Genomic DNA, 22,689 nt, shown 5'->3' with positions numbered 1-22,689 from the left:
GCGGCGTCACGGCGTGACGATGTTGAAGTTCGGGTCGGGCTGGTCGAGCGCGCCGAGGAAGGCCTGCAGGGCGTCCTGATCACCGGTGAGCTCCAGGCCGGGCGAGGTGAAGTCACCCGCCGCCACCGATAGCAGCCGAATCTTGTTGGCCAGCCGCACCGTAACCGTCGCCGTCGATGGATCCGCCGCCACCTTGCGCTGGACCAGCACGCCGTTGCGCAGGGCGAGTCGATAGTTGACCGCCGCGTCGGCAAGCGTGGCGTCGATGGTGATGTCAAGATCCCAGCTGCGCGGTCCGTTGACCCGGATAGCCAGGCTGTCGAAGATCTGCTCCGGCGTCAGCTGGCTGAGCATCGAGATAGACGTCGTCGTGGTCGCGGTGCCGAAGTTTCCGTCGCGCAATTCCGCTGCGCCGCTGAGGAAGAAGTTGCGCCAAGTCGCGTTTTCGGCCCCGTACGCCAGCTGCTCGAGCGTGTCCGAGTACAACGCGCGGGCGCCCGGGTGCGCGCTGTCGGTGAACATCGCATGGTCTAAAAGAGTTGCCGCCCAACGGTAATCACCCGAGTCGAACGCCTCCCTGGCGAGGTCGACGACTCGGTCGATGCCGCCCATCGCGCCGACGTAGCGGGGCGCCAGCGCCTCGGGCGGATGGGGCCACAGGCGTCCGGGGTTGCCGTCGAACCACCCCATGTAACGCTGGTATACCGCCTTGACGTTGTGGTTCACCGAGCCGTAGTACCCGCGCGTATGCCAGACCTGATCGAGAGCCGGTGGCATCTGGAATATTTCGGCTATCTCGACACCGGTGTAGCCCCGATTGAGCAGCCGCAGCGTCTGGTCGTGCAGGTACGCGTACAGGTCGCGCTGCAGCGACAGGAACGCAACAATGTTGTCCTGTCCCCAGGTCGGCCAGTGGTGGGAGGCGAACACGACGTCGGCGCGGTCGGCAAACGTGTCGATCGCTTCGGTGAGGTATCCGGACCAGGCGTGCGGGTCGCGCACCAGGGCGCCGCGCAGGGTCAAGAGGTTGTGCAGGTTGTGGGTGGCGTTCTCGGCCATACACAAGGCACGGAAACGCGGGAAATAGAAATGCATTTCGGCGGGCGCCTCGGTGCCGGGCGCCATTTGGAACTCGATCTCGACGCCGTCGATCGTGTGTCGCTCACCGGTTTCCCTGATGTCGACGGTCGGCACGATGAGCGCGACTTCGCCGGTGGATCCGGCCTGGCCGAGCCCGCACCCCACATGGCCGCGCGGCCCGCACTCGAGCAGCATGCCGTACATGTAGGTGGCGCGTCGCGTCATCGCCGGCCCGGCGTAGACGTTTTCCTGCACCGCATGCTCGGTGAAGCCCTCCGGTGCCAGGACGGCCACCGCACCGGCATCGACGTCCTCCTGCGAGGTGACGCCAAGCACGCCGCCGAAATGGTCGGCGTGGCTGTGGGTGTAGATCACCGCGACCACCGGGCGGTCGCCGCCGCGATGGGCGCGATACAGCCGCAGCGCCGCGGCGGCGACCTCCGTGGAAATCAGTGGGTCGATGACGATGATGCCGCTGTCGCCCTCGACGAAGGTGATGTTCGAGAGGTCTAAACCGCGTACCTGATAGATGCCGGGAACCACTTCGTAAAGGCCTTGCTTGGCGGCCAGCGTCGATTGTCGCCAGAGACTGGGATGCACCGACGTCGGGGCGGGGCCGTCCAAGAATGAATAGGCGTCGTTGTCCCATACCACCCGCCCGTCGGCCGCTTTGATCACGCACGGGGACAGGGCGGCAATGAATCCGCGGTCGGCGTCGGCGAAATCCTTCTCATCATGGAACGGCAGAACATGTTCGCGATGGGCCGATTCGATGATTGCGCTGGGCGATTTGTGGTCCACCGCCTTACCTTGCCACTAATGCGCCATCGGCCAAGGTTGTTCCGACGGCTTTTCGCCGTCCAATTAATGAACACAGCAACAATTTCTGCGGGTTCTGGATTCGTAGCCCAGTTAACCCGCATACTGCCCAGACGGCCCTCAATGCCGAGGACCGCAACTTTCGGGCAAAGGAGCACAGGTGAAGCGTGGACTGACCGTCGCGGTGGCCGGAGCGGCAATTCTCGCCGCGGGCATTTCCGGCTGTTCGAGCAACAAATCAAATGGCGTTTCGACCTCGGTGCCGGGAGGCTCGGTGTCGGCAGGCGGCAACAACTCGTCGAAGGTCATCATCGACGGCAAGGACCAGAATGTCCAGGGCACCACGATTTGCACGAAGGCCGGCGGCAATATCTCCATCGCGGTCGGTGGGAACACCACCGGGATCAGCGTCGTGCTCGCCGACGCCAATCCGCTCGCGGTGAAAGCGGTCCAGCTCGGCAACGTCAACGGCGTGACGCTTCAGTACGCGCAAGGTGGCCAGGGCAACGCCTCGGCGACCAAGGACGGCAACACGTACAAGGTCACCGGCACCGCAACCGGTGTCGACATGGCCAACCCGATGCAGCAGGTGAACAAGCCGTTCGAAATCGACGCGACTTGCTCCTGACTTAAGGCTCGCCAGCGGGCGGTTGCCATCCATTCGGTGGCAACCGCACCGTGAACGCGGTGTGGCCCGGCGCGCTGTCCACCGCGATACTTCCGTTGTGCGCCTTGACAACCGCCGAGGCGATCGCCAGGCCCAGTCCGGTGCTGCCGCCCTTGCGCGAGCGCGAGGAGTCGCCGCGGGCAAAGCGTTCGAAGACCTCGGACTGTAGCGCCGCCGGGATGCCGGGCCCGTTGTCGACGACCTGCAGCACGGTGTGTGACGGCTCGGTGCTCAATCGGATCGTCACGACGGTGCCCGCCCCGGTGTGCACCCGGGCGTTGGCAAGCAGGTTCGTCAGCACCTGATGCAGGCGCGCCGCGTCGCCAGTGACGACCACCGGTTCTTCGGGCAGGTCGAGTTCCCACTGATGATCGGGTCCGGCGACGTGAGCGTCGCTGACCGCGTCCACCGCCAACCGGGACAGATCGACCGGTTCGCGTTCCAAGGGACGGCCGGAGTCCAGCCGGGCCAGCAGCAGCAGGTCCTCGACGAGGCGCGTCATCCGCTCCGTCTCCGAAGCCACCCGGCTCATCGCCTGCGCAACCGCTTCGCGATCGTCGCCCATCCGTTGGGTCAGTTCGGTGTAGCCGCGGATCGCCGCCAGCGGCGTGCGCAGCTCGTGGCTGGCGTCGGCGACGAACTGGCGAACCCGCGTCTCGCTGGCCTGCCGCGCCGACAGTGCGGCAGCGATGTGGTCCAGCATCTGGTTGAGGGCAGCACCCAGTTGCCCCACCTCGGTGGACGGGTTCGCGTCGGATTCACCTACGCGCACAGGGAGTTTCACCTCGCCGCGCGCCAGCGGCAAGCCGGCCACCTCGCTCGCGGTCTGCGCGACGCGGCGCAACGGCGCCAGCGCCCGCCTGATGATGATCACACCGGCGGTGGTGGCCGCGACCAGCGCGACGACGGTGACGATCCCGAAGATGACGAGCATCCGCATCAGGGTGGCGTCGATGTTGGCCATCGACAGGCCGGTGACGATGACGTCGCCGCCGCTGCGGCTCGGCGCCGCAACCACCCGGTAGCGGCCCAGCCCGTCGAGGTTGAGGGTCACCGGCTTACGGCTGCCGGCGATCCCGGACAGTTGCTGCTGGGCGGTCGGGGTCAGCCCGGCCCGGTCGCCGCTGCTCGTCGTGTAACCGGCGTCCACCGTGTCCCCGTGGCTGACCACCGCGGCCACCATGCCCGCCGGCTGACCCGGGGCGTCCAGGAATCGCGGGCCGGGGCCCGGACGCGGATAGACGCGCTGATGCCGCCAGCCCGAATGCGGCGGCTCGGGGTACATGAGCGCCGAACGGTAGGAGGTGCCGGCGAGCTGACCGTCGAGCTGGGCCACCAGGTGGTGAAGCAACGCCAGTTCGGTCGCCGCGGTGATGCCGACGCAAACGATTGCCAACACGACGATCTGCCCGACCAGCAGCCGAAGGCGAAGGGACCAGACCCTTCGGGTATCAGCGGGCCGGCTTGAGGACATAGCCCGCGCCGCGCAGCGTGTGGATCATCGGTTCTCGGCCGTTGTCGATCTTCTTGCGCAGGTAGGAAATGTAGAGCTCGACGATGTTGGACCGGCCGCCGAAGTCGTAACTCCATACCCGGTCCAGTATCTGGGCTTTGCTCAGCACCCGCTTGGAGTTGCGCATCATGAATCTCAACAGTTCAAACTCGGTGGAGGTCAACGAGATTGGCTCGCCCGCGCGGGTGACCTCGTGGCTGTCTTCGTCGAGCACCAAGTCTCCGACCACCAACTGCGCGCCGCTGTCGACCGTTGTCACCCCGGTGCGGCGCAACAGGGCGCGCAGGCGCAGCACGACCTCTTCGATGCTGAACGGTTTGGTGACATAGTCGTCGCCACCGGCCGTCAGGCCGGCGATGCGGTCTTCGACGGCATCCTTGGCCGTCAGCAGCAGGACCGGCAGTTGCGGATTCTCCTCGCGCAGTTTGCGCAAGACGTCGAGGCCGCTCATGTCGGGCAGCATCACGTCCAGGACGACCACATCGGGCCGCTGGGAGCGGGCGGTCGCGATTGCCGACGCCCCGTCGCCGGCGGTGCAGATGTTCCAGCCCTCGTAGCGCAGGGCCATCGACACCATGTCGGCCAGCACCGATTCGTCGTCGACGACCAGAACATTGATGGGGTTGCCGTCGGCGCGACACATGACAACCCGCTCTACCGAGGCTCGGGGCTGGGTCACAGCGTCCAGTATCCCCGCCGCGGGCTGAGCCAAGGCTATGCCGAACCTATGCGTGTCCTGTGAAACGGATCGCGCGGCTGCCAGGCAGCCGCGCGATCCGTCTTCGGCAGGAGCCGTTAGTACCAGTAACGGCGTCCGGCGACCGGGCGGCCGACCGAGCCCAGAATCCAGAGCACCACGCCGATGACCAGTAGCACGATGCCCAGCGTGGTCAGGATGGGTACGTGGAAAAAGAATCCCAGGATAAGCAGGATGATCCCTAAGATAACCATGTCGACTTCCTTTGAGTGAGTGGTTAGAGGTTGATCGATTGCATTGAACTTGGTTGCGGCAGATGACAATCCGTCACTTTTGGATTGACACCGAAGTAATTCAAGGGGCCAGCGATCACGGTTACCGCGACCGTGCCCGCCGAGGCGCATGAGGTGTTGTCGTTTTTGAAGTAGTCGCGCTGCCACGCCGCGAAAACCCCGATCAGCAACCACACCAACGCAACCGTTCCGATGATCCCGCTGCCACGCATCGTGACCTCCAATGTGGACGAGAAGAAGTTTTCTCGTGGACCTGAAGTTACCCATTCGACTTATGTCTAAACATGCAATGGGTTATGCAACAGTGCTTGTCGGCGCAGCTCGTCGCGTTAGGTGTGGTCGGCAAGCCAGGTAGCGGCGCGCTTTTTCGACGCCCGGGATAACCAGGCGTCCTGAATGAGCTCAGCTAACTCGGTCCTACTGATTTCAGCCAGCCGGCTGGCCCGCACCAACACCGAAGGGTGACCGTCGAAGTGGTCCGTGGTGAAGAACGGCGAACCGGGATCGGAAATCAACGCCAACTTGTCGCTTTCCGATTCCACCCACAGCGTGATCACATCCGCGTAGCGCTCGCCGGTGTCAGGATCGGTCGCGTCGGGCCGGGGCGTGCGGAAAAAGACGAACGACTTCCCGCCCACCTGGTAAATCGCATTGCCCTTCGGGCCCTCCAGACGCTGGACGTGCGGCATCGCGGCGGCGATCTCATGCACGTCGCTTAGCCGGGCACGTCGAGCAGCCATAGCGGCGAGGGTACCGTCCGCCTGTCATTCTGGCGAGAACCGTTGCGGTACTTGACGTTAACCTCGCGGAGATCCGTCGGGCAGATCAGCCCGCCGTCCGCTGCGCGGACACGTAGAGAGTGGGCGGCATCGAGTCCTCCGCACCCGGCGGAACACTGCGGCCATACCGCGCCATCAACTCCGCGAACGAGGCCGTCGTGACGTCCCAGCCGCGCTCACGCAGCCAGCCGTCGACGGGCGTGCGCTCCTCGGGATACCACAGGTCATCGAAGTCCGTGATCTCGGCGTTGACCAGTTCGGCGGCCGCGGCCCGCATCCGGCGCATGTCGTCGCGCTGGCGCTGCACACGAGCCGGATCGGTGAAACCCGCGGCGGGCACGTTGGACGCCAGCCGACTGCCCTCCACACTCAGCGAATCGATCCGTTCGAACAACAGGTCCTGGGCCTGCGCAGGCAGGTAGCGAACGAGTCCCTCGGCCGACCACACGGCGGGCTTGGAGGGGTCAAATCCCGCCTCCCGCAGCGCTTTCGGCCAATCCTGACGCAGGTCGATCGGGACGTTGACCAGCCGCGCCCTGGGCTGCGCCCCGTGCTCGCGCAGCGTGTCGGACTTGAATTCCAGCACCTTGGGCTGGTCGAGTTCGTAGACGACGGTTCCGTCGGGCCAGGGGAGGCGCCAGCTGCGTGCGTCGAGGCCGGCCGCCAGGATCACCACCTGCCGAACGCCGGCGTCCGCGGCGCCGAGGAAGAACTCGTCGAAGAACGCCGTCCGGGTGGCCATGAAGTCGACCATCAGCTGTAGCCGATTGCGCAGGTCCGGCTCGATGTCGCCCGCCTTGGCCAGCAGCGCCGGGTCGGCGTAAACGCTCCACATCCCCTCGCCCGCGGCGTCGACGAAGACGCGGGCGAAGGGGTCGTTGATCAGGGGGTTCTCGCTCTCGGTTTCGGCCGCGCGAGCTGCCGCCACACCGAGCGCGGTGGCGCCCACGCTTTGAGTGATCTCCCAGGAGTCGTCGTCGGTCCGCGGCATCGCCAGTTCCCTTCCCCAGAAAGTAAGTTATGCACACTATTCTTCCAGGCGCCGCCGGCCGGGGTCGCCCGTCGCCCCTGTCCTAGTCTTTTTCGCAGACGGTCCACAGGTTGCAAGGGAGTGCCATGACGCCCACCCCGTCACGTACGCCGCGGGAGGTCTTCGCCCACCACGGCACCGCGCTGGCCGCGGGCGACCTTGACGAGATCGTCGTCGATTACACCGAGGATTCCGTGCTGCTCAGCGCAGCCGGCGTGGCTCGCGGCAAGGCGGCCATTCGCAGAGTCTTCGCGACATTGCTCGCCGATCTGCCGGATGCGAACTGGGACTTGAAAACTCAGCTCTTCCACGAGGACGTGCTGTTCCTCCAGTGGTCGGCCGACTCGGCTGTCAATCGGGTCGACGACGGCGTCGACACCTTCGTGTTTCGCGACGGCATGATCCGAGCGCAAACCGTCCGATACACGCCGCACCCGAAGGGCTGAAGAGTGGATTACGTGAACCTGGAAGCCGTAGCGGAGTGGATGTCCGGGCAGGGACTCGGCGAGGGGCCGCTACAGGACGTTTCCAATGTCACCGGCGGAACTCAGAACGTCATGGTGCGGTTCACCCGGGCCGGCCGCCAGTATGTGCTGCGGCGCGGACCGCGACACTTGCGCCCGCGTAGCAACAGCGTGATCCTGCGGGAAACGAAAGTCCTTGCCGCACTGGCTGGTTCGAACGTCCCCCATCCCCACCTCATCGCCGCCTGTGCGGACCCGAGTGTGCTGGGAGACGCCGTCTTCTACCTGATGGACCCGGTCGACGGATTCAACGCGGGCGAAGGCCTGCCACCCCTGCACGCCGGCGACGCCAAAGTGCGTCACGGAATGGGACTGTCGATGGCCGACGCGCTGGCCAACCTGGGCGCCGTCGACCATGTCGCGGTGGGCCTCGCCGATTTCGGCAAGCCGGAGGGTTTCCTGGAACGCCAGGTGCCGCGCTGGCTTTCGGAGCTGGAGTCCTACAACGAGTACGACGGTTACCCAGGGCCCGACATCCCGGGCATCGAGCAGGTGTCGTCCTGGCTGGACCGGCACCGACCCGCCCACTGGAGGCCGGGCATCATGCACGGCGATTATCACGCCGCGAACGTGATGTTCTCCCGCACCGGCCCGGACGTGGTCGCCATCGTCGACTGGGAGATGTGCACCATCGGAGACCCGCTGCTGGACCTGGGCTGGCTGCTGGCCACCTGGCGCCAGCCCGACGGCTCCAGCGTGTTCAGCCACGCCCTTGGCGGGCAGGACGGGTTGGCCAGCACCGACGAGCTGCTCGAGCGCTACGCCGCCAACACCGCCCGCGACCTGTCCCACATCACCTGGTACACGGTGCTGGCCTGCTTCAAGCTCGGGATCGTGATCGAGGGGACGTTGGCCCGTGCCTGCGCCGGTAAAGCCGAGAAGGAGGTCGGCGACCAACTGCACGCGGCCACGGTGCACCTGTTCGAGCGGGCGCTGGGCCTCATCTCCGATGAGGGCTCCTACTAACATCTCCTCTCGTGCCGCCTTATCCCGAGGAACCGGATTTCTACTCCGAGCCGACCGCGGCCGCGCGGTACGGCGGATATTACGAGCCCGAGCCACAATCGCCTGAGCCACCGGAGCCGCCGACGCCGTGGTACCGCCGTCCGGCGGCGCTGGTCGCGGCCGGCGCCATCGGGGTGATCGTGCTGGCTGCGCTGGTGTTCGCGGTGGTCAAGCTGACTGGCGGGTCGTCACCGGCGCCCAGCCCCGCCACCACAACCACGCCCGTCCCGTCCGCCACCGCGCCGGTGACCACCACGGAGCAGGCGCCGCGGCACCATAGGGGCGGCGGTGGCGGAGACCCGACCGAGACGGTGACCGAGACGGCCCCGCCGCCGAGCACCGAGACTCCTACGACGACAGAGCCTCCGAGCACGGTCACGGTGTCGCCGAGCACCGAAACCAGCACCGTCACACAGACCGTGACCGAACCGCCTCGCCGGGGGCCGTTCGGCGGACCGTTCCAGCCGTTCCAGCCGCGCCCCTAGCGCGGCGGAGTGCACGCGGGCGGTGAGTGATCCGGCTGCTGGCATGACGTTAGTCGTGGGCGGAAGGTATCGGGAAAGCCGCACCTACAACAAACTGGCGCTTCACGATTCGAATCATTTCGGATGCCCCGAACAAGCCCTGAGCCCTGAGCGCGCCCGAAGGGATTCGAACCCCTAACCTTCTGATCCGTAGTCAGATGCTCTATCCGTTGAGCTACGGGCGCCTGTCATTCAGTTGTCGTTCCGTGTTCCGTGGCGGAGGCGAGAGGATTTGAACCTCCGGTCCCCTTTGAGGGGGACAACTCATTAGCAGTGAGCCCCATTCGGCCGCTCTGGCACGCCTCCCTTGGACTTCCTGAGGGTACCGGACCCCTTTCCGCTCGCGCGGAGCCATACCTTACACAGTCGAGACATAAACTGTCGAAATGACCGCCCGCCTGCGCAACGAACTGGTCGGACTGCCGGTGTATGTCCCCGGCAAGAACGTGCCCGGCTCGATCAAGCTGGCCAGCAATGAGACCGTCTACGGCCCGCTGCCCAGCGTGCACGCGGCGATCGAGCGCGCGGTCGCCGTCGTCAACCGCTACCCGGACAGCGCCAGCGTCGAACTCAAGGCGGCGCTGTCCATGCACCTGGGTTCCCACGTCGCCCCCGAGCAGATCGCGGTCGGTAGCGGTTCGGTCACCTTGTGCCAGCAGCTCGTTCAGATCACCGCCGCCGCCGGTGATGAGGTGATGATCGGCTGGCGCAGCTTCGAGTGCTACCGGCCCATCATCCAGGTGTCCGGCGCGACCACCGTCAAAGTTCCGCTGACCGAGCACACGCACGACCTCGACGCGATGCTCGCCGCCATCACCGACCGCACCCGGCTCATCTTCGTGTGCAACCCGAACAATCCGACGTCCACCGTCGTCGACCCGGACGCACTGACGCGATTCGTCGAGGCCGTGCCGCCTCACGTCCTGATCGCCATCGACGAGGCTTACGTCGAATACATTCGCGACGGCATGCTGCCCAACAGCCTGGATCTGGCGCTGACCCACGGCAATGTCGTTGTGCTGCGGACTTTTTCGAAGGCCTACGGGTTGGCGGGGCTGCGCGTCGGTTACGCGGTGGGCCACCCGGACCTGATCATCGCGCTGGACAAGGTGGTCATGCCGTTCGCCGTGACGAACGTCGCGCAAGCGGCCGCCATCGCGTCGCTCGAGGCCTCCGACGAGCTGATGGCCCGCACCGACGCGCTGGTCGTCGAGCGCACCCGCGTCGGTGACGCGCTGCGCGACGCCGGATTCGAGCTGCCCCCGTCGCAGGCCAACTTCCTCTGGCTACCGCTGGGTGAGCGCACCATGGATTTCACCGAGCAGGCCGCCGACGCACACCTGGTGGTGCGGCCGTTCGCGAACGAAGGCGTCCGTGTCACCATTGGTGCGCCGCAGGAAAATGACGCGCTGCTGCATTTTGCCCGCGATTGGATAGCCCGCACCGAATCGTAAGGAGACGCCGTGGACCTCGCGCGGAAGAAGTTCACCGAGTTCAAGGAGCGCAGCGGCGACATCCCGGATTCCGAGCTCGACGAATTCTGGGCCGAGCTTGCGCCCGCGACGATCGACGGGATGCTCGGCGAATGGAAGGGTGGCGAGTTCCAGACCGGCCACAAGATGAACGGCCAACTAGAAAAGGCCGGCTGGTACGGCAAGACCTTCAAGTCCGCCCGCGACGTGCAGCCACTCGTCTGTCTCGACGCCGACGGCAACAAATTCTCCAACGTCGAGATGGGCAAGGGCGAGGCCAGCCTGTGGCTGGAGGACTTCCGCGGAGAGGTCACCGCGACCATGGTTTACGACGGTCAGCCGGTGCACGACCACTTCAAGAAGATCGACGACAACGCCGTGATGGGCATCATGAACGGCAAGGGCGTCCGGGATAACGGCAAGTACTACTACTTCTACCTCGAGCGGGAGTGAGTCTTCGACGCTCGAGCGTGAAGGTAGTTTCACATTCGTCACTCAGCGTGAAGCCAACTTCACGCTCGGCAATAGCACCGAAGGCGTAGAACTACCCCGCGGGGTTGCGTCCGGTGAACGCGACCAACTGCTCGAGCGCGCCGGCGTCCGCGGGGACGTCGACCGGGTCGTCGAACCCGGCCTGACCGCGTAGCTCCGGACGGATGATCTGACGCGCGAGCCCCAGCACGTACTCCGACAGTGGCTCGGGGGCGTCCACGTCGCGGCCCAGCGCGGTGGCGTAATCCCATGCGTGGACCAGGAATTCGATCGACAGGATGGCGCACGCGCTGTTCGCGGGCATCTCGCCCTTGCCGAACGGCACCGACCCGTCCAGACCGTGGCGGTGCCAGGCGTCCAAGGCCGGCCGAGCGGCGGCGATCACCTGACGTTCCACCGAATCGCCCTCCTCGCGCGCCGGAATGTCCGCGCCGACCATGCCGCCGAGGGCCGAGATCGAGTTCAGTAGGTGCCCGGTCAGATCCGACACGTCGAATTCCGTGCACGGCGTCCGTCGTGACAGGTCGTCGGAGGCGATCGTGTGCAGCACCCGCTGCAGCACCCCAAGCGTGTCCTCGGCGCTGTGCAGCTCGTCGGTGGGCGGGGAATGCGGTCCGGGTCGCAAGTCTGGAGCCATATTCGCCACGCTACGGTCTCGATATGGCGCAAGCATACGAATCCGTCACCGTCGAGACGAAAGACCACGTCGCCCAGGTGACGCTGATCGGACCGGGCAAGGGCAATGCGATGGGACCGGCCTTCTGGTCGGAAATGCCCGAGCTGTTCGCGGCGCTGGACGCCGACCCCGAGGTGCGGGCCATCGTGCTGACCGGCTCGGGCAAGAACTTCAGCTACGGCCTGGACGTGCCGGCGATGGGCGGTTCGTTCACCCCGCTACTGTCCGGCGACGCGCTGGCCGGCCCGCGCGCGGTGTTCCACCGCGAGGTCAAGCGCATGCAGGCCGCGATCACCGCCGTCGCCGACTGCCGGACCCCCACCATCGCGTCGGTGCACGGCTGGTGCATCGGCGGCGGCGTCGACCTCATCTCGGCGGTGGACATCCGTTATGCCAGCGCCGACGCCAAGTTCTCGGTGCGGGAAGTCAAGCTCGCCATCGTCGCCGACGTCGGTAGCCTGGCCCGCCTGCCGATGATCCTGAACGACGGGCACCTGCGCGAGCTGGCGCTGACCGGCAAGGACATCGATGCGGCCCGCGCGGAGAAGATCGGTCTGGTCAACGACGTGTACGCCGACGCCGACGCCACCCTGGCCGCGGCGCACGCCACCGCCGCGGAGATCGCCGCCAATCCCCCGCTGACGGTGCACGGCGTCAAGGACGTGCTCGACCAGCAGCGCATCGCGGCGGTATCGGAGAGCCTGCGGTATGTGGCCGCCTGGAACGCGGCCTTCCTGCCGTCCAAGGACCTGACCGAAGGCATCTCGGCGACGTTCGAGAAGCGCCCGCCGCGGTTCACCGGGGAATAACCGGACGCCACGTACCCTCGCTGGGGTGAACCAGCCGCGCTCAGCGACTCCCGACGGCAGAATCCGCGTCCCGGCCGATTTGGACGCCGTGACGGCGATCGCCGACGAAGACCACTCCGAGATCGACAGCGCCGCCGTCGACCGGATCTGGCAGGCGGCGCGACATTGGTACGGCGCCGGCTTCCATCCCGCGATCCAGCTGTGCATCCGACAGCACGGCCGCGTGGTGCTGAACCGCGCGATCGGCCACGGCTGGGGCAACGCCCCCAGCGACCCACCCGACGCCGAGAAGATCGCGGTCACGCCGGACACACCGTTCTGCGTGTACTCGGCCGCCAAGGGCATGGCGGCGACGGTGGTGCACATGCTCGTCGAGCGCGGCGTCTTCTCGCTCGACGACCGGGTGTGCGACTACATCCCCACGTTCACCAGTCATGGCAAGCATCGGATCACCATCCGGCACGTGATGACTCACAGCGCCGGGCTGCCGTTTCCCACCGGGGCCAAGCCGGACGTCAAGCGAGCCGACGACCACGAATACGCACAGCAGAAGCTCGGCGAGCTGCGGCCCCTGTACAGGCCGGGGCTGGTGCACATCTACCACGCGCTGACCTGGGGTCCGCTCGTGCGCGAGCTCGTCTACGCGGCCACCGGCAAGGAGATTCGCGAAATACTGGCCACCGAGATCCTCGACCCGCTCGGCTTCCGGTGGACGAACTTCGGCGTCACCAAGGAAGACCTGCCGTTGGTCGCGCCGAGTCACGCCACCGGCCGCCCGCTGCCGCCGGTGATCGCGCAGATCTTCCGCAAGGCGATCGGCGGAACCGTGCACGAGATGATCCCGATCACCAACACCCCGCTGTTCCTCAACACGATCATCCCGTCGTCCAACACGGTCTCGACCGCGCAGGAAATGTCACGCTTCGCCGAAATCTGGCGCCGCGGAGGCGAACTCGACGGCGTCCGGGTGATCAGTCCGGAGACCATGTACCGTGCCGTGACCCAATGCCGAAGGCTGCGACCCGATTTCGCGGTCGGGTTGCACCCGGCCCGCTGGGGCACCGGATTCATCCTCGGCACCAACCGGTGGGGTCCGTTCGGGCACAACGCGCCCCACGCGTTCGGCAACCTGGGCCTGGTCAACATCGCGATCTGGGCCGACCCCGCGCGCGGGCTGTCGGCCGGCGTCGTGAGCAGTGGCAAACCCGGGCGGGATCCCGAAGCCCGCCGGTACACCGCCCTGCTGGACACGATCACCGCCGAAATCCCCACCGGTTGACGACGGCGGCAGTGGGAACCCTGCCACCCATGGCTACCTATCGAGTGCTCGATCCCAAGGGCGAAGTCGTCGCCACCAAAGACATCGAAAGCGCCGACGACGCGCACGCGTGGTTCGTCGACCAAAAGGCCGACAACAGCGAGCTGGGCTGGCGCATGGAAGTCGAGCATGACGGCGAATGGCACTTCTTCGACGACACCGAGGGCGATCGAAGCTAGGTGTTTGTCCCCCGGCGCGGGGGCACCCAACACGGCATGGACTCGCAACGCTTCCGCAAGCTGCTGGACGCACCGGGGCCGTTCGCCTCGGTGTACTTCGACGACTCACACGACGCAGTGTCGAGTGACCACAGCGGTGGCGGAGGGATTTGAACCCCCGGACGGTGTTAGCCGTCTCTCGCTTTCAAGGCGAGTGCATTAGGCCGCTCTGCCACGCCACCGCTGATCAGGGTAGCGGGACTCGGTAGCGTGGCCTGCATGCGCGCCATCGTCGCCGAATCCGCCGATCAGCTTTCGTGGCAGGAAGTACCCGACGTGTCCGCCGGACCAGGCGAGGTCCTGGTCGAGGTCGCCGCCGCCGGGGTGAACCGCGCCGACCTGCTGCAGGCCGCCGGCAAGTACCCGCCGCCGCCGGGTGCGAGCGAGATCATCGGCATGGAGGTGTCCGGCGTCATCGCCGATGTCGGCCCCGATATCACGAATTGGTCTGTCGGACAACAGGTTTGCGCATTGCTCGCCGGTGGCGGCTACGCCGAATACGTCGCCGTGCCGGCCGGGCAGGTGATGCCGGTCCCCTCTGGCGTCGACCTGGTGGACGCTGCCGGATTGCCCGAAGTGGCCTGCACCGTCTGGTCGAATCTGGTGCTGACCGCGCACCTCGGCAAGGGGCAGCTGCTGCTGATGCACGGCGGTGCGAGCGGCATCGGCAGTCACGCCATCCAGGTCGCCCGGGCGCTGGGTGTGCGCGTGGCCGTCACCGCCGGGTCGGCGGGGAAGCTGGAGTTCTGCCGTGAGCTCGGCGCCGAGATCACCATCAACTACCACGACGAGGACTTCGTCGCGCGCCTGCAGGAGGCCGGCGGCGCTGACGTGATCTTCGACATCATGGGCGCCTCCTATCTCGACCGCAACATCGACGCCCTGGCCACCGACGGACAGCTCGTGATCATCGGCATGCAGGGCGGCATCAAGGGCGAGCTCAACATCGGCAAGCTGCTGGGCAAGCGGGCGCGGGTCATCGGCACCACGTTGCGCGCCCGCCCGGTCACCGGACCCAACAGCAAGACCGAAATCGTGCAGGCGGTGATCGCGTCCGTGTGGCCGATGATCGCCGAGGGCCGCGTCCGGCCGATCATCGGCGCCCGCCTGCCCATCCAGCAGGCCGGTGAGGCACATCAACAGCTTTCGTCGAGCAAGGTGACCGGAAAGGTCGTCCTGACGGTCTAGCCAAGGGCTCGGGCCGTCGAGTGTGCGCCCAGGGCTTTCAGTGTGCAACGTCGGCGAAATCTACGCCGGATTCCCGCCGTGAGTGCACACGCGATGACGGTCTAACCGAGGGACGCGAGCGCGCGCACCAACTGGTCGACTTCTGCCGTCGTCGAGTAGTGCGCCAGGCCGACCGTCACCGCGCCGCCGACGTCGTTGACGCCCAACACGTCGAGCGCGCGGGAACTTTCGTTGGTGACGGCCAGAATTCCGTTGTCCGCCAACCGCTGAACGACTCGCTCGGCGGGCACGCCGTTCAAGGCGAAACTGACCACCGGGATCCGCACCTCCGGGCGGCCGATCACCATCACCAACGGCAGTGACCGCAACGACACCATCAGATAGTCGTAGATCCGGTTCAGGTACGACGTGGCGGATTGCATCGATACCGCCAGGCGTTCGCGCCGGCCGCCGCGGGCGGATTCGTCGAGCGACGCCAGGTACTCGATGCTGGCCACCACCCCGGCCAGCAGACCGAACTGGTGCGCACCGATCTCCAGGCGGGCCGGCCCGACGGCCTTGGGATCCGGCGAAATGGAACTGAACGAGTTGAGCAACGCGGGATCGCGGAACACGATCGCGCCGATCGGCGGACCGCCCCACGCCGCGGCGTTCACCGCCACCACGTCGGCGTCGGTCTCCTTGACGTCGAGCAGCCGATAGGGCGCGGCGGCGGAATGGTCGACCACCGCCAGGCCGCCGACGTCGTGCACCAGCTTGGTCATCGCCCGCAGGTCGGTGACCGTGCCCAGCGTCGCGGAGGCCGAGGCCACGGCGACCAGCCGGGTCGACTTCCCGATCAGCCCCTCCCACTGCCACGTGGGAAGCTCACCCGTCTCGATGTCGATCTCGGCCCACTTGACCTTGGCGCCGTACCGGTGTGCCGCGCGCAGCCACGGGGCGATGTTGGCCTCGTCGTCCAGGCGGCTAACGATGACCTCGTAGCCCAGGCCGGCCCGCGACGACGACGCCTCGGCCAGCGCCGACAACAAAATCGCCCGATCGGCCCCCAGCACGACACCCGCGGGGTCGACGTTGAACAGATCGGCCACCGCCGCCCGCGCCGCCTCCAGCACGGCGGCACTGCGCTGCGCGGACGGGTGTGCGCCCGCCGTCGTGGGACCGGACCTGCGAAAAGCCGTCGACACCGTGGTCGCGACGGAATCTGGAATCAGCATCCCGCTCGGGGCGTCGAAGTGCACCCAGCCGTCACCCAGCGACGGATGGAGTCCGCGCACCCGGGCGACGTCATATGCCATGTGGGCCACCTTAGGGCTTCCGCTTTTTGCGAAACTGTGACGGTAGCGGGTCCCACAGACGTTCCGGCCAGTTGGTGGCCTCCCGAGCCAGGGCACCCGGCCAGCCATACTAGTCGAGTGGGGCTCTGGTTCGGAACGCTCATTGCATTGTTCTTGCTGATAGCGCCCGGGGCGATCATCGCACGCATCAGTCAGTTGTCGTGGTCGGTCGCTGTCGCGGTCGGCCCGGCGCTGACCTTCGGCATGGTCGCGCTCGCCATTATTCCGTTTGGCGCCATCGGAATTCCGTGGAACGGCTGGACCGCGCTGGCGACGCTGGTCGTGGTGTGCCTGCTGATGATCGTGCTGCAGTTGCTGCTGGCCCGTTTCCGCGACCGCGAAGCGGAAGCTCGCGGGGTCAGCCGCTGGCCGGCCATCACGGTGGGGGTGGGCGTACTGCTGGGCGCCCTGCTCATCATGTGGGCCGCCTACCGCGGACTGGCCGCCCATTGGCAGACCATCCCGAGCACCTGGGACGCGGTCTGGCACGCCAACGAGGTGCGTTTCATCCTGGACACCGGCCAGGCGTCGTCGACGCACATGGGCGAGCTGCGCAACGTCGAGACCCATAAGACGCTGTATTACCCGTCGGTGTTCCACGCCCTGATCGCCGTGTTCTGCCAGCTGACCGGGGCCGCACCCACCACCGGCTACACACTGACGTCGGTCGCGGCATCGGTTTGGCTGTTCCCCACCAGCGCGGCGATGCTGACCTGGCATCTGGTGCGGCGGCACACCACCGAGTGGCGCAGCGCCGGAGCGGCGGCCACCGCGGCGGCGCTGTCGGCATCGTTCACCGCCGTCCCCTATGTCGAGTTCGGTGTGGCCGCGATGCCCAACCTCGCCGCCTATGGGGTCGCGGTTCCGGCTTTCGTCCTGATCACCACCACGCTGCGGCACCGCGACCGCATCCCGGCGGCCATCCTGGCGTGGGTGGGCGTCATGTCCGTGCACATCACCGGCGGGGTGATCGTGTTGTTGTTCCTTGCGGCCTGGTGGCTGATGGATGCGGTGTGGCGTCCGGTGCGCGGCAGGCTGGCCGACCTCGTCGCGCTGGCCTGCGTCGCGGTGGTCTCCGGACTCATCCTGTTGCCGCAGTTCATCAGCGTCCAGGGGCAGGAAGACATCATCGCCGGACACTCCTTTCTGACCTACCTCAGCAAGAAACGCGGACTCTTCGACGCCGTCTTCCAGCACTCCCGCCACCTCAACGACTTCCCGTACCAGTACGGGCTCATGGCGCTCGCGATCCTCGGCGGGCTGCTTTTCGCCTACAAGAGGATCTGGTGGCCGCTGGCGGCGTGGCTGTTACTCGTGGTGGTCGATGTCGACGCGGGAACGCCCCTCGGCGGTCCGGTCGGTGCGGTGGCCGGGATGATCGGCGAGTTCTTCTACAAGGACCCGCGCCGGATCTCGGCGGCCATCACCCTGCTGCTGGAGCCGATGGCCGGCGTCGCGCTGTTCGCGCTCGTCGTGGGCGCCGTGGGCCTCGCGAAACGGCTGGCCGGTCGGGTTCGACCGGCCCTGGCAGGCGACCGGCACCTCGGGCCGGTTCCGGTGTGGACCGCCACCACAGCGGTGCTGCTGGTGGTTATCACCGTGCTCACCGGGCGCCACTACCTGTATCGGCACATCGTGTTGTTCGGCGACAAGTACGACTCGGTGATGATCGACCAGCGCGACCTGATGGCGATGGCCTATCTGTCCAAGCTGCCCGGCGCCCACGAAACGTTGATCGGCAACGCCAACACCGACGGCACCGCCTGGATGTACGCCGTCGCCGATCTGCATCCGCTGTGGACCCACTACGACTACCCACAGCAGATGGGCCCGGGTCCCAACCGGTACATCTTCTGGACCTCGGCCCGCAAAGGCGAATCCGATCCGCGGGTGCTCGAAGCGATCAAAGCGCTCAATATCCGGTACATCTACACCAGCACGCCGACTGTCCGGGGGTTCGCCGTACCCGAAGGACTAGTGTCACTGGATAAGTCGAAGTCGTGGGCGTTGATCTACGACAATGGCGGTGCCCGAATTTATGAATGGCGACCAAACGGCACGACGCCACACCCATAGTCCACAAAGGATGGTGAAGGATTGAGTACCCGCAACGATGACGACGACGTCGAAATCATCGGTGGCGTCGACCCGCGAGTGATGGCGCTCACCGAGGACGACGCCGACGAGCGCTCCCTGACCGACCTGGTCGAGCAGCCCGCGAAGGTGATGCGCATCGGAACGATGATCAAGCAACTGCTCGAGGAGGTGCGGGCCGCACCGCTTGATGAGGCCAGCCGTAACCGGCTGCGCGAGATCCACGCGACCAGCATCCGGGAACTGGAGGAGGGCTTGGCGCCGGAACTGCGCGAGGAGCTCGATCGCCTGACCCTGCCCTTCAACGAGGACGCCGCGCCGTCCGACGCCGAATTGCGCATCGCCCAAGCGCAGTTGGTCGGCTGGCTGGAAGGGCTGTTCCACGGCATCCAGACCGCGCTTTTCGCGCAGCAGATGGCCGCCCGCGCGCAGCTGGAAAAGATGCGCCAGGGCGCCCTCCCTTCCGGCATCGGCAAGCCGGGCGCGCCCGGGCACGGCCAGTACCTGTAAGCGACCTCGAGTAGTTGACGGTGTCGGGTCCTCACATCGAGACGCACAACGCGTGGGTGGAGTTTCCCATCTTCGACGCCAAGTCGCGCTCGTTGAAGAAGGCCTTCTTGGGCAAAGCCGGCGGCACGATCGGACGCAATAGCTCCAACGTGGTGGTGGTCGAAGCGTTGCGTGACATCACCATGTCCCTCGAGTTGGGTGACCGGGTCGGACTGGTGGGCCACAACGGGGCGGGCAAATCGACTCTGCTGCGCCTACTTTCGGGCATCTACGAGCCCACCCGGGGTTGGGCGACGGTCACCGGCCGGGTCGCACCGGTCTTCGACCTCGGCGTCGGCATGGACCCCGAGATCTCCGGCTACGAGAACATCATCATTCGCGGTCTGTTCCTGGGGCAGACGCGAAAGCAGATGCTGGCCAAGGTCGACGAGATCGCCGAGTTCACCGAGCTCGGCGACTACCTGTCCATGCCGCTGCGCACCTATTCCACCGGCATGCGTGTCCGGCTGGCGATGGGCGTGGTCACCAGCATCGACCCCGAAATCCTGCTGCTCGACGAGGGCATCGGCGCGGTGGACGCCGAGTTCTTGAAGAAGGCGCAGTCGCGGTTGCAGAGCCTGGTGGAGCGCTCCGGAATCCTGGTATTCGCCAGCCATTCCAACGAATTTTTGGCCCGGTTATGCAAGACGGCGATGTGGATCGACCATGGCGTCATCCGGATGTCCGGGGGCATCGAGGACGTGGTGCGCGCGTACGAAGGGGAAGACGCGGGCCGCCACGTCCGCGAGGTGCTGGAAGAGACCCAGCAGACGAATCGACTCGAGACACCCCTGGCCCAAAGAGCATCCGGGGATGAGTGAGACCGTCTTCGCCGTCGTCGTCACCCACCGGCGCCCCGACGAACTGGCCAAGTCGCTCGATGTGCTGAGCACGCAGACCCGGCTGCCCGATCACCTCATCGTGGTGGACAACGACGGCTCGGGCTCCGGCCGCGTTCGCGACCTGGTGGCCGGCCAACCGATCCCGACCACCTACCTGTCATCGCGCCGAAACCTCGGCGGCGCAGGGGGTTTCGCGCTGGGCATCCTGCACGCGCTGGCCCAGGGCGCCGATTGGGTGTGGCTGGCCGACGACGACGGCCGCCCGCAGGACTCCGGCGTCCTGGCCACCCTGCTGGCCTGTGCCGAAAAGTACGGCCTCGCCGAAGTATCTCCGATGGTCTGCGACTCCGACGACCCGGAACGGCTGGCCTTCCCGCTGCGGCGTGGCCTGGTATGGCGCAGGCGCGCAAGCGAATTGCGCACCGAAGCGGGGCAGGACCTGCTCCCCGGGATCGCCTCGCTGTTCAACGGCGCGCTGTTTCGGGCCACCACCTTGGACGCGGTCGGCGTCCCAGACCTGCGGCTGTTCATTCGCGGCGACGAGGTGGAGATGCATCGCCGGCTGGTGCGGTCCGGCCTGCCGTTCGGGACCTGCCTGGACACGATCTACTTGCATCCCTGCGGATCCGACGAGTTTCGCCCGATTCTGGGTGGCCGCATGCACACCCAGTATCCCGACAACCACACCAAGCGGTTCTACACCTACCGCAATCGGGGCTACCTGTTGTCGCAGCCCGGCCTGCGCAAGCTGCTGGTGCAGGAGTGGGTGCGGTTCGGTTGGTTCTTCCTGGTGAGCCGTCGCGATCCGCGCGGTCTGCTGGAATGGATTCGGTTGCGGCGCTTGGGGCGTCGCGAGCAGTTCGGCAAGCCAGCAGAGGAGCGGCGCACATGACGTTCGTCGACGCGGCGGCACAGTCGCGCACCCTTACCCGCGCCCGGGGCGACCTCGTCGCAGGCTTTCGCCGGCACGAGCTGTGGCTGCACCTGGGTTGGCAGGACATCAAGCAGCGCTACCGTCGCTCGGTGCTGGGACCGTTCTGGATCACCATCGCGACCGGAACCACGGCCGTCGCGATGGGAGGCTTGTACTCCAAGCTTTTTCATCTCGAGCTGTCGCTGCATCTGCCGTATGTGACGCTGGGCCTGATCATCTGGAACCTGATCAACGCCGCCATCCTGGAGGGCGCCGACGTCTTCGTCGCCAACGAGGGACTGATCAAGCAACTGCCGACGCCACTCAGCGTGCACGTCTACCGGCTGGTGTGGCGGCAGATGATTCTGTTCGCGCACAACATCGTCATCTATGTCGTGATCGCGATGATCTTCCCCAAACCGTGGTCGTGGGCCGATCTTTCGGTGATCCCGGCGCTGGCGCTCATCGTGCTCAACTGCATCTGGGTGTCACTGTGTTTCGGCATCCTGGCGACCCGCTACCGCGACATCGGACCGTTGCTCTTCTCGGTGGTGCAGTTGCTGTTCTTCATGACGCCGATCATCTGGAACGACGACACCCTGCGACAGCAAGGCGCCGGTCGCTGGTCGAAGATCGTCGAACTCAACCCGCTGCTGCACTATCTCGACATCGTGCGCGCCCCGCTGCTGGGCTCGCATCAGGAACTGCGGCACTGGGCCGTGGTGCTGATCTTGACGGCCGTCGGCTGGTTGCTGGCTGCCTTCGCCATGCGCCAGTACCGCGCCCGGGTGCCGTACTGGGTGTAGGACCGTTCCCCGGGATCGTCCACGCGGCCATGCTTGCCGGGCATTCGTTTTGGGTGGACAGTCGTGCACAGACGAACGACGGAGGGCGCCGATGGAAATCGTGCCGTTGGGCCCGGGCTTTGGCGCGGAATTGCGCGGCGTCACCATTCACGACGTTGCGGCCGACGACGCCGCATACGCGACGGTGCGCGCGGCGTTTGAGGAGCACTCCGTTCTGGTCCTGCGCGACCAGGACGTCACCGATGAGGCGCAGCTCGCGTTCTCGCGCCGCTTCGGGCCGCTCGAGGTCACCAAGCCGAACACGCAGGGCCACGGCACCAACCTGGTGATCCTCAGGACACTCGACGACCAGGGCAACGTGGTGGCCGAAGATGACCGGATCGCGCTGGAGAACAAGGCCAACCAGCTCTGGCACACCGACAGTTCGTTCAAGCCGGTGCCGGCGCTCGCCTCGGTGCTGTCGTCGCGCATCGTGCCGGCGCAGGGCGGCGAGACCGAGTACGTCTCCACCCGGCTCGCGTTCGGGCGCCTCGATCCGGCATTGCAGCGGCGACTCGAAGATTCCTTCGCCTGGCACGAATACGCCTTTTCGCGCGGCAAGATCGCGCCCGACCTCGTCGGCCCGGCCGAACGGGCCGCGCTGCCGCCCCAATGTTGGCGTCTGGTGTGGCAGAACCCGGTCAACGGCCGCAAGGCGCTGTACATGGCCTCGCACGCCTACGCGATCGAGGGCATGGAGCGCACAGCCGCGCAAGAGCTGCTCGCCGAGCTGACCCGGGCGGCGACCGCCCCCGGCACGAGCTATCTGCACTCGTGGCGCGAGGGCGACGTGGTGATGTGGGACAACCGCGCGGTCATGCATCGCGGCCGGCCCTGGCCGGCGCGACAGCCGCGCCACATGGTGCGGAGCACGATCGCCGCGACGGCCGCCGACGGGCTCGAGGCGATGCGGGCGCCGACACGCCGGGCGGCGCAGTGACGGCGCCGGTGTGGGGAGCCGCGCGGCCGGTGCTGGCGGGCCGCTCGTCGCGGTGTCACACTGGA

25 protein-coding genes and 3 tRNA genes are annotated in these 22,689 nt (G+C 66.6%); 16 read left to right on the top strand and 12 right to left on the bottom strand.

Annotation, left to right across the window (positions count from 1 at the left end):
• Nucleotides 1–6: 6 nt before the first annotated feature.
• The gene (locus tag AC5Y7E_RS02340; RefSeq protein WP_499947300.1) at nt 7–1,881 is read right to left on the bottom strand and encodes an alkyl/aryl-sulfatase; all 1,875 of its coding nucleotides are present in this window, start codon (nt 1,879–1,881) and stop codon (nt 7–9) included.
• 178 nt (nt 1,882–2,059) lie between these two features.
• Between AC5Y7E_RS02340 and AC5Y7E_RS02335 the strand changes: the two genes are divergently transcribed.
• Nucleotides 2,060–2,527, top strand: coding sequence for a lipoprotein LpqH (locus AC5Y7E_RS02335; RefSeq protein WP_499917229.1), 468 nt, complete (start codon nt 2,060–2,062; stop codon nt 2,525–2,527).
• A 1-nt stretch (nt 2,528) separates the two neighbouring features.
• Here AC5Y7E_RS02335 and AC5Y7E_RS02330 read toward each other — a convergent pair whose 3' ends face one another.
• The 6 genes from AC5Y7E_RS02330 to AC5Y7E_RS02305 all read right to left on the bottom strand — a co-directional run bounded on the left by AC5Y7E_RS02330 (nt 2,529) and on the right by AC5Y7E_RS02305 (nt 6,839).
• Nucleotides 2,529–4,040 (bottom strand): sensor histidine kinase, encoded by a 1,512-nt coding sequence (locus AC5Y7E_RS02330; protein ID WP_499947299.1) that lies wholly within the window; start codon nt 4,038–4,040, stop codon nt 2,529–2,531.
• Nucleotides 4,018–4,722 carry a response regulator transcription factor gene (locus AC5Y7E_RS02325; protein ID WP_499917654.1) on the bottom strand — a complete coding sequence of 235 codons (705 nt, stop codon included), beginning with the start codon at nt 4,720–4,722 and terminating at the stop codon, nt 4,018–4,020. The genes AC5Y7E_RS02330 and AC5Y7E_RS02325 overlap by 23 nt, the downstream gene beginning before the upstream one ends.
• Before the next feature lie 152 nt (nt 4,723–4,874).
• Nucleotides 4,875–5,030, bottom strand: a complete 156-nt coding sequence (locus AC5Y7E_RS02320) for a DUF6131 family protein (RefSeq protein ID WP_197694711.1) — start codon at nt 5,028–5,030, stop codon at nt 4,875–4,877.
• Nucleotides 5,031–5,053: 23 nt separating this feature from the next.
• Nucleotides 5,054–5,293 carry a hypothetical protein gene (locus AC5Y7E_RS02315; protein WP_064880197.1) on the bottom strand — a complete coding sequence of 80 codons (240 nt, stop codon included), beginning with the start codon at nt 5,291–5,293 and terminating at the stop codon, nt 5,054–5,056.
• 105 nt (nt 5,294–5,398) lie between these two features.
• A complete protein-coding gene (locus AC5Y7E_RS02310; RefSeq protein ID WP_499947298.1) occupies nt 5,399–5,809 on the bottom strand; it encodes an MmcQ/YjbR family DNA-binding protein in 411 nt (136 codons plus the stop codon).
• An 85-nt stretch (nt 5,810–5,894) separates the two neighbouring features.
• A complete protein-coding gene (locus tag AC5Y7E_RS02305; RefSeq protein WP_499947297.1) occupies nt 5,895–6,839 on the bottom strand; it encodes a class I SAM-dependent methyltransferase in 945 nt (314 codons plus the stop codon).
• A 125-nt stretch (nt 6,840–6,964) separates the two neighbouring features.
• Here AC5Y7E_RS02305 and AC5Y7E_RS02300 point away from each other — a divergent pair, with 125 nt between their 5' ends.
• Genes AC5Y7E_RS02300 through AC5Y7E_RS02290 form a run of 3 tightly spaced genes read left to right on the top strand, consistent with a single transcriptional unit; the run spans nt 6,965 to nt 8,892 of the window.
• Nucleotides 6,965–7,324, top strand: coding sequence for a nuclear transport factor 2 family protein (locus tag AC5Y7E_RS02300; protein WP_499947296.1), 360 nt, complete (start codon nt 6,965–6,967; stop codon nt 7,322–7,324).
• Nucleotides 7,325–7,363: 39 nt separating this feature from the next.
• Nucleotides 7,364–8,368 (top strand): phosphotransferase family protein, encoded by a 1,005-nt coding sequence (locus tag AC5Y7E_RS02295; RefSeq protein ID WP_499947558.1) that lies wholly within the window; start codon nt 7,364–7,366, stop codon nt 8,366–8,368.
• Nucleotides 8,369–8,379: 11 nt separating this feature from the next.
• Nucleotides 8,380–8,892: a hypothetical protein gene (locus AC5Y7E_RS02290; protein ID WP_499947295.1), complete on the top strand. Its 513-nt coding sequence runs from the start codon at nt 8,380–8,382 to the stop codon at nt 8,890–8,892.
• 151 nt (nt 8,893–9,043) lie between these two features.
• On the opposite strand, the gene AC5Y7E_RS02285 is transcribed toward AC5Y7E_RS02290, so the two are convergent.
• Together AC5Y7E_RS02285 and AC5Y7E_RS02280 are read right to left on the bottom strand one after the other, a co-directional pair.
• Nucleotides 9,044–9,116: transfer RNA gene (locus tag AC5Y7E_RS02285), tRNA-Arg, on the bottom strand.
• A 29-nt stretch (nt 9,117–9,145) separates the two neighbouring features.
• Nucleotides 9,146–9,237, bottom strand: a tRNA-Ser gene (locus tag AC5Y7E_RS02280).
• 80 nt (nt 9,238–9,317) lie between these two features.
• Between AC5Y7E_RS02280 and hisC the strand changes: the two genes are divergently transcribed.
• Together hisC and AC5Y7E_RS02270 are read left to right on the top strand one after the other, a co-directional pair.
• Nucleotides 9,318–10,385: a histidinol-phosphate transaminase gene (gene hisC / locus AC5Y7E_RS02275; RefSeq protein WP_499947294.1), complete on the top strand. Its 1,068-nt coding sequence runs from the start codon at nt 9,318–9,320 to the stop codon at nt 10,383–10,385.
• Between the two features lie 9 nt (nt 10,386–10,394).
• Complete coding sequence (locus AC5Y7E_RS02270) at nt 10,395–10,856, top strand: DUF4334 domain-containing protein (RefSeq protein ID WP_499947293.1); 462 nt, start codon at nt 10,395–10,397, stop codon at nt 10,854–10,856.
• Between the two features lie 91 nt (nt 10,857–10,947).
• On the opposite strand, the gene AC5Y7E_RS02265 is transcribed toward AC5Y7E_RS02270, so the two are convergent.
• Nucleotides 10,948–11,532: a TIGR03086 family metal-binding protein gene (locus AC5Y7E_RS02265; protein WP_499917237.1), complete on the bottom strand. Its 585-nt coding sequence runs from the start codon at nt 11,530–11,532 to the stop codon at nt 10,948–10,950.
• Between the two features lie 23 nt (nt 11,533–11,555).
• Between AC5Y7E_RS02265 and AC5Y7E_RS02260 the strand changes: the two genes are divergently transcribed.
• Genes AC5Y7E_RS02260 through AC5Y7E_RS02250 form a run of 3 tightly spaced genes read left to right on the top strand, consistent with a single transcriptional unit; the run spans nt 11,556 to nt 13,877 of the window.
• A complete protein-coding gene (locus AC5Y7E_RS02260) occupies nt 11,556–12,380 on the top strand; it encodes a crotonase/enoyl-CoA hydratase family protein (RefSeq protein WP_499917238.1) in 825 nt (274 codons plus the stop codon).
• 25 nt (nt 12,381–12,405) lie between these two features.
• Nucleotides 12,406–13,659, top strand: a complete 1,254-nt coding sequence (gene lipE, locus AC5Y7E_RS02255) for a lipase LipE (protein ID WP_499917239.1) — start codon at nt 12,406–12,408, stop codon at nt 13,657–13,659.
• 29 nt (nt 13,660–13,688) lie between these two features.
• The gene (locus AC5Y7E_RS02250) at nt 13,689–13,877 is read left to right on the top strand and encodes a hypothetical protein (RefSeq protein WP_066873023.1); all 189 of its coding nucleotides are present in this window, start codon (nt 13,689–13,691) and stop codon (nt 13,875–13,877) included.
• A 134-nt stretch (nt 13,878–14,011) separates the two neighbouring features.
• Here the strand turns inward: AC5Y7E_RS02250 and AC5Y7E_RS02245 are convergent.
• Nucleotides 14,012–14,098: transfer RNA gene (locus AC5Y7E_RS02245), tRNA-Ser, on the bottom strand.
• A 37-nt stretch (nt 14,099–14,135) separates the two neighbouring features.
• Between AC5Y7E_RS02245 and AC5Y7E_RS02240 the strand changes: the two genes are divergently transcribed.
• The gene (locus AC5Y7E_RS02240) at nt 14,136–15,104 is read left to right on the top strand and encodes an NAD(P)H-quinone oxidoreductase (RefSeq protein WP_499947292.1); all 969 of its coding nucleotides are present in this window, start codon (nt 14,136–14,138) and stop codon (nt 15,102–15,104) included.
• 101 nt (nt 15,105–15,205) lie between these two features.
• On the opposite strand, the gene AC5Y7E_RS02235 is transcribed toward AC5Y7E_RS02240, so the two are convergent.
• The gene (locus AC5Y7E_RS02235) at nt 15,206–16,402 is read right to left on the bottom strand and encodes a cysteine desulfurase-like protein (RefSeq protein ID WP_499917241.1); all 1,197 of its coding nucleotides are present in this window, start codon (nt 16,400–16,402) and stop codon (nt 15,206–15,208) included.
• Between the two features lie 117 nt (nt 16,403–16,519).
• On the opposite strand from AC5Y7E_RS02235, the gene AC5Y7E_RS02230 reads away from it, so the two are divergent.
• The 6 genes from AC5Y7E_RS02230 (at nt 16,520) to AC5Y7E_RS02205 (ending at nt 22,624) form a co-directional block, all read left to right on the top strand.
• Complete coding sequence (locus AC5Y7E_RS02230; RefSeq protein ID WP_499947291.1) at nt 16,520–18,517, top strand: DUF6541 family protein; 1,998 nt, start codon at nt 16,520–16,522, stop codon at nt 18,515–18,517.
• 81 nt (nt 18,518–18,598) lie between these two features.
• Nucleotides 18,599–19,045, top strand: a complete 447-nt coding sequence (locus tag AC5Y7E_RS02225) for a bacterial proteasome activator family protein (RefSeq protein ID WP_499917656.1) — start codon at nt 18,599–18,601, stop codon at nt 19,043–19,045.
• Nucleotides 19,046–19,065: 20 nt separating this feature from the next.
• On the top strand, nt 19,066–19,905 hold the full coding sequence (wzt, locus tag AC5Y7E_RS02220) for a galactan export ABC transporter ATP-binding subunit Wzt/RfbE (protein WP_499947290.1): 840 nt from the start codon (nt 19,066–19,068) through the stop codon (nt 19,903–19,905).
• Complete coding sequence (gene glfT1 / locus AC5Y7E_RS02215; protein ID WP_499947289.1) at nt 19,898–20,818, top strand: galactofuranosyltransferase GlfT1; 921 nt, start codon at nt 19,898–19,900, stop codon at nt 20,816–20,818. Before wzt ends, glfT1 begins: the two co-directional genes overlap by 8 nt.
• Nucleotides 20,815–21,645 (top strand): galactan export ABC transporter permease subunit Wzm/RfbD, encoded by an 831-nt coding sequence (gene wzm / locus AC5Y7E_RS02210; protein WP_499947288.1) that lies wholly within the window; start codon nt 20,815–20,817, stop codon nt 21,643–21,645. Before glfT1 ends, wzm begins: the two co-directional genes overlap by 4 nt.
• A 91-nt stretch (nt 21,646–21,736) precedes the next feature.
• The gene (locus AC5Y7E_RS02205; protein ID WP_499947287.1) at nt 21,737–22,624 is read left to right on the top strand and encodes a TauD/TfdA dioxygenase family protein; all 888 of its coding nucleotides are present in this window, start codon (nt 21,737–21,739) and stop codon (nt 22,622–22,624) included.
• Nucleotides 22,625–22,689 lie beyond the last annotated feature (65 nt).

This window comes from Mycobacterium sp. NGS17 (assembly GCF_059813205.1).
This window is presented reverse-complemented; position numbering and strand designations above follow the sequence as displayed.

Excerpts from the sequence above, each read along its gene's own strand:
- AC5Y7E_RS02330 (WP_499947299.1), bottom strand. The coding sequence starts at position 4,040 with ATGTCCTCAAGCCGGCCCGCTGATACCCGAAGGGTCTGGTCCCTTCGC.
- AC5Y7E_RS02325 (WP_499917654.1), bottom strand. The coding sequence starts at position 4,722 with ATGTGTCGCGCCGACGGCAACCCCATCAATGTTCTGGTCGTCGACGAC.
- AC5Y7E_RS02320 (WP_197694711.1), bottom strand. The coding sequence starts at position 5,030 with ATGGTTATCTTAGGGATCATCCTGCTTATCCTGGGATTCTTTTTCCAC.
- AC5Y7E_RS02310 (WP_499947298.1), bottom strand. The coding sequence starts at position 5,809 with ATGGCTGCTCGACGTGCCCGGCTAAGCGACGTGCATGAGATCGCCGCC.
- AC5Y7E_RS02305 (WP_499947297.1), bottom strand. The coding sequence starts at position 6,839 with ATGCCGCGGACCGACGACGACTCCTGGGAGATCACTCAAAGCGTGGGC.
- AC5Y7E_RS02300 (WP_499947296.1), top strand. The coding sequence starts at position 6,965 with ATGACGCCCACCCCGTCACGTACGCCGCGGGAGGTCTTCGCCCACCAC.
- AC5Y7E_RS02295 (WP_499947558.1), top strand. The coding sequence starts at position 7,364 with ATGTCCGGGCAGGGACTCGGCGAGGGGCCGCTACAGGACGTTTCCAAT.
- hisC (WP_499947294.1), top strand. The coding sequence starts at position 9,318 with ATGACCGCCCGCCTGCGCAACGAACTGGTCGGACTGCCGGTGTATGTC.
- AC5Y7E_RS02265 (WP_499917237.1), bottom strand. The coding sequence starts at position 11,532 with ATGGCTCCAGACTTGCGACCCGGACCGCATTCCCCGCCCACCGACGAG.
- AC5Y7E_RS02260 (WP_499917238.1), top strand. The coding sequence starts at position 11,556 with ATGGCGCAAGCATACGAATCCGTCACCGTCGAGACGAAAGACCACGTC.
- AC5Y7E_RS02250 (WP_066873023.1), top strand. The coding sequence starts at position 13,689 with ATGGCTACCTATCGAGTGCTCGATCCCAAGGGCGAAGTCGTCGCCACC.
- AC5Y7E_RS02240 (WP_499947292.1), top strand. The coding sequence starts at position 14,136 with ATGCGCGCCATCGTCGCCGAATCCGCCGATCAGCTTTCGTGGCAGGAA.
- AC5Y7E_RS02235 (WP_499917241.1), bottom strand. The coding sequence starts at position 16,402 with ATGGCATATGACGTCGCCCGGGTGCGCGGACTCCATCCGTCGCTGGGT.
- AC5Y7E_RS02225 (WP_499917656.1), top strand. The coding sequence starts at position 18,599 with ATGGCGCTCACCGAGGACGACGCCGACGAGCGCTCCCTGACCGACCTG.
- glfT1 (WP_499947289.1), top strand. The coding sequence starts at position 19,898 with ATGAGTGAGACCGTCTTCGCCGTCGTCGTCACCCACCGGCGCCCCGAC.
- wzm (WP_499947288.1), top strand. The coding sequence starts at position 20,815 with ATGACGTTCGTCGACGCGGCGGCACAGTCGCGCACCCTTACCCGCGCC.
- AC5Y7E_RS02205 (WP_499947287.1), top strand. The coding sequence starts at position 21,737 with ATGGAAATCGTGCCGTTGGGCCCGGGCTTTGGCGCGGAATTGCGCGGC.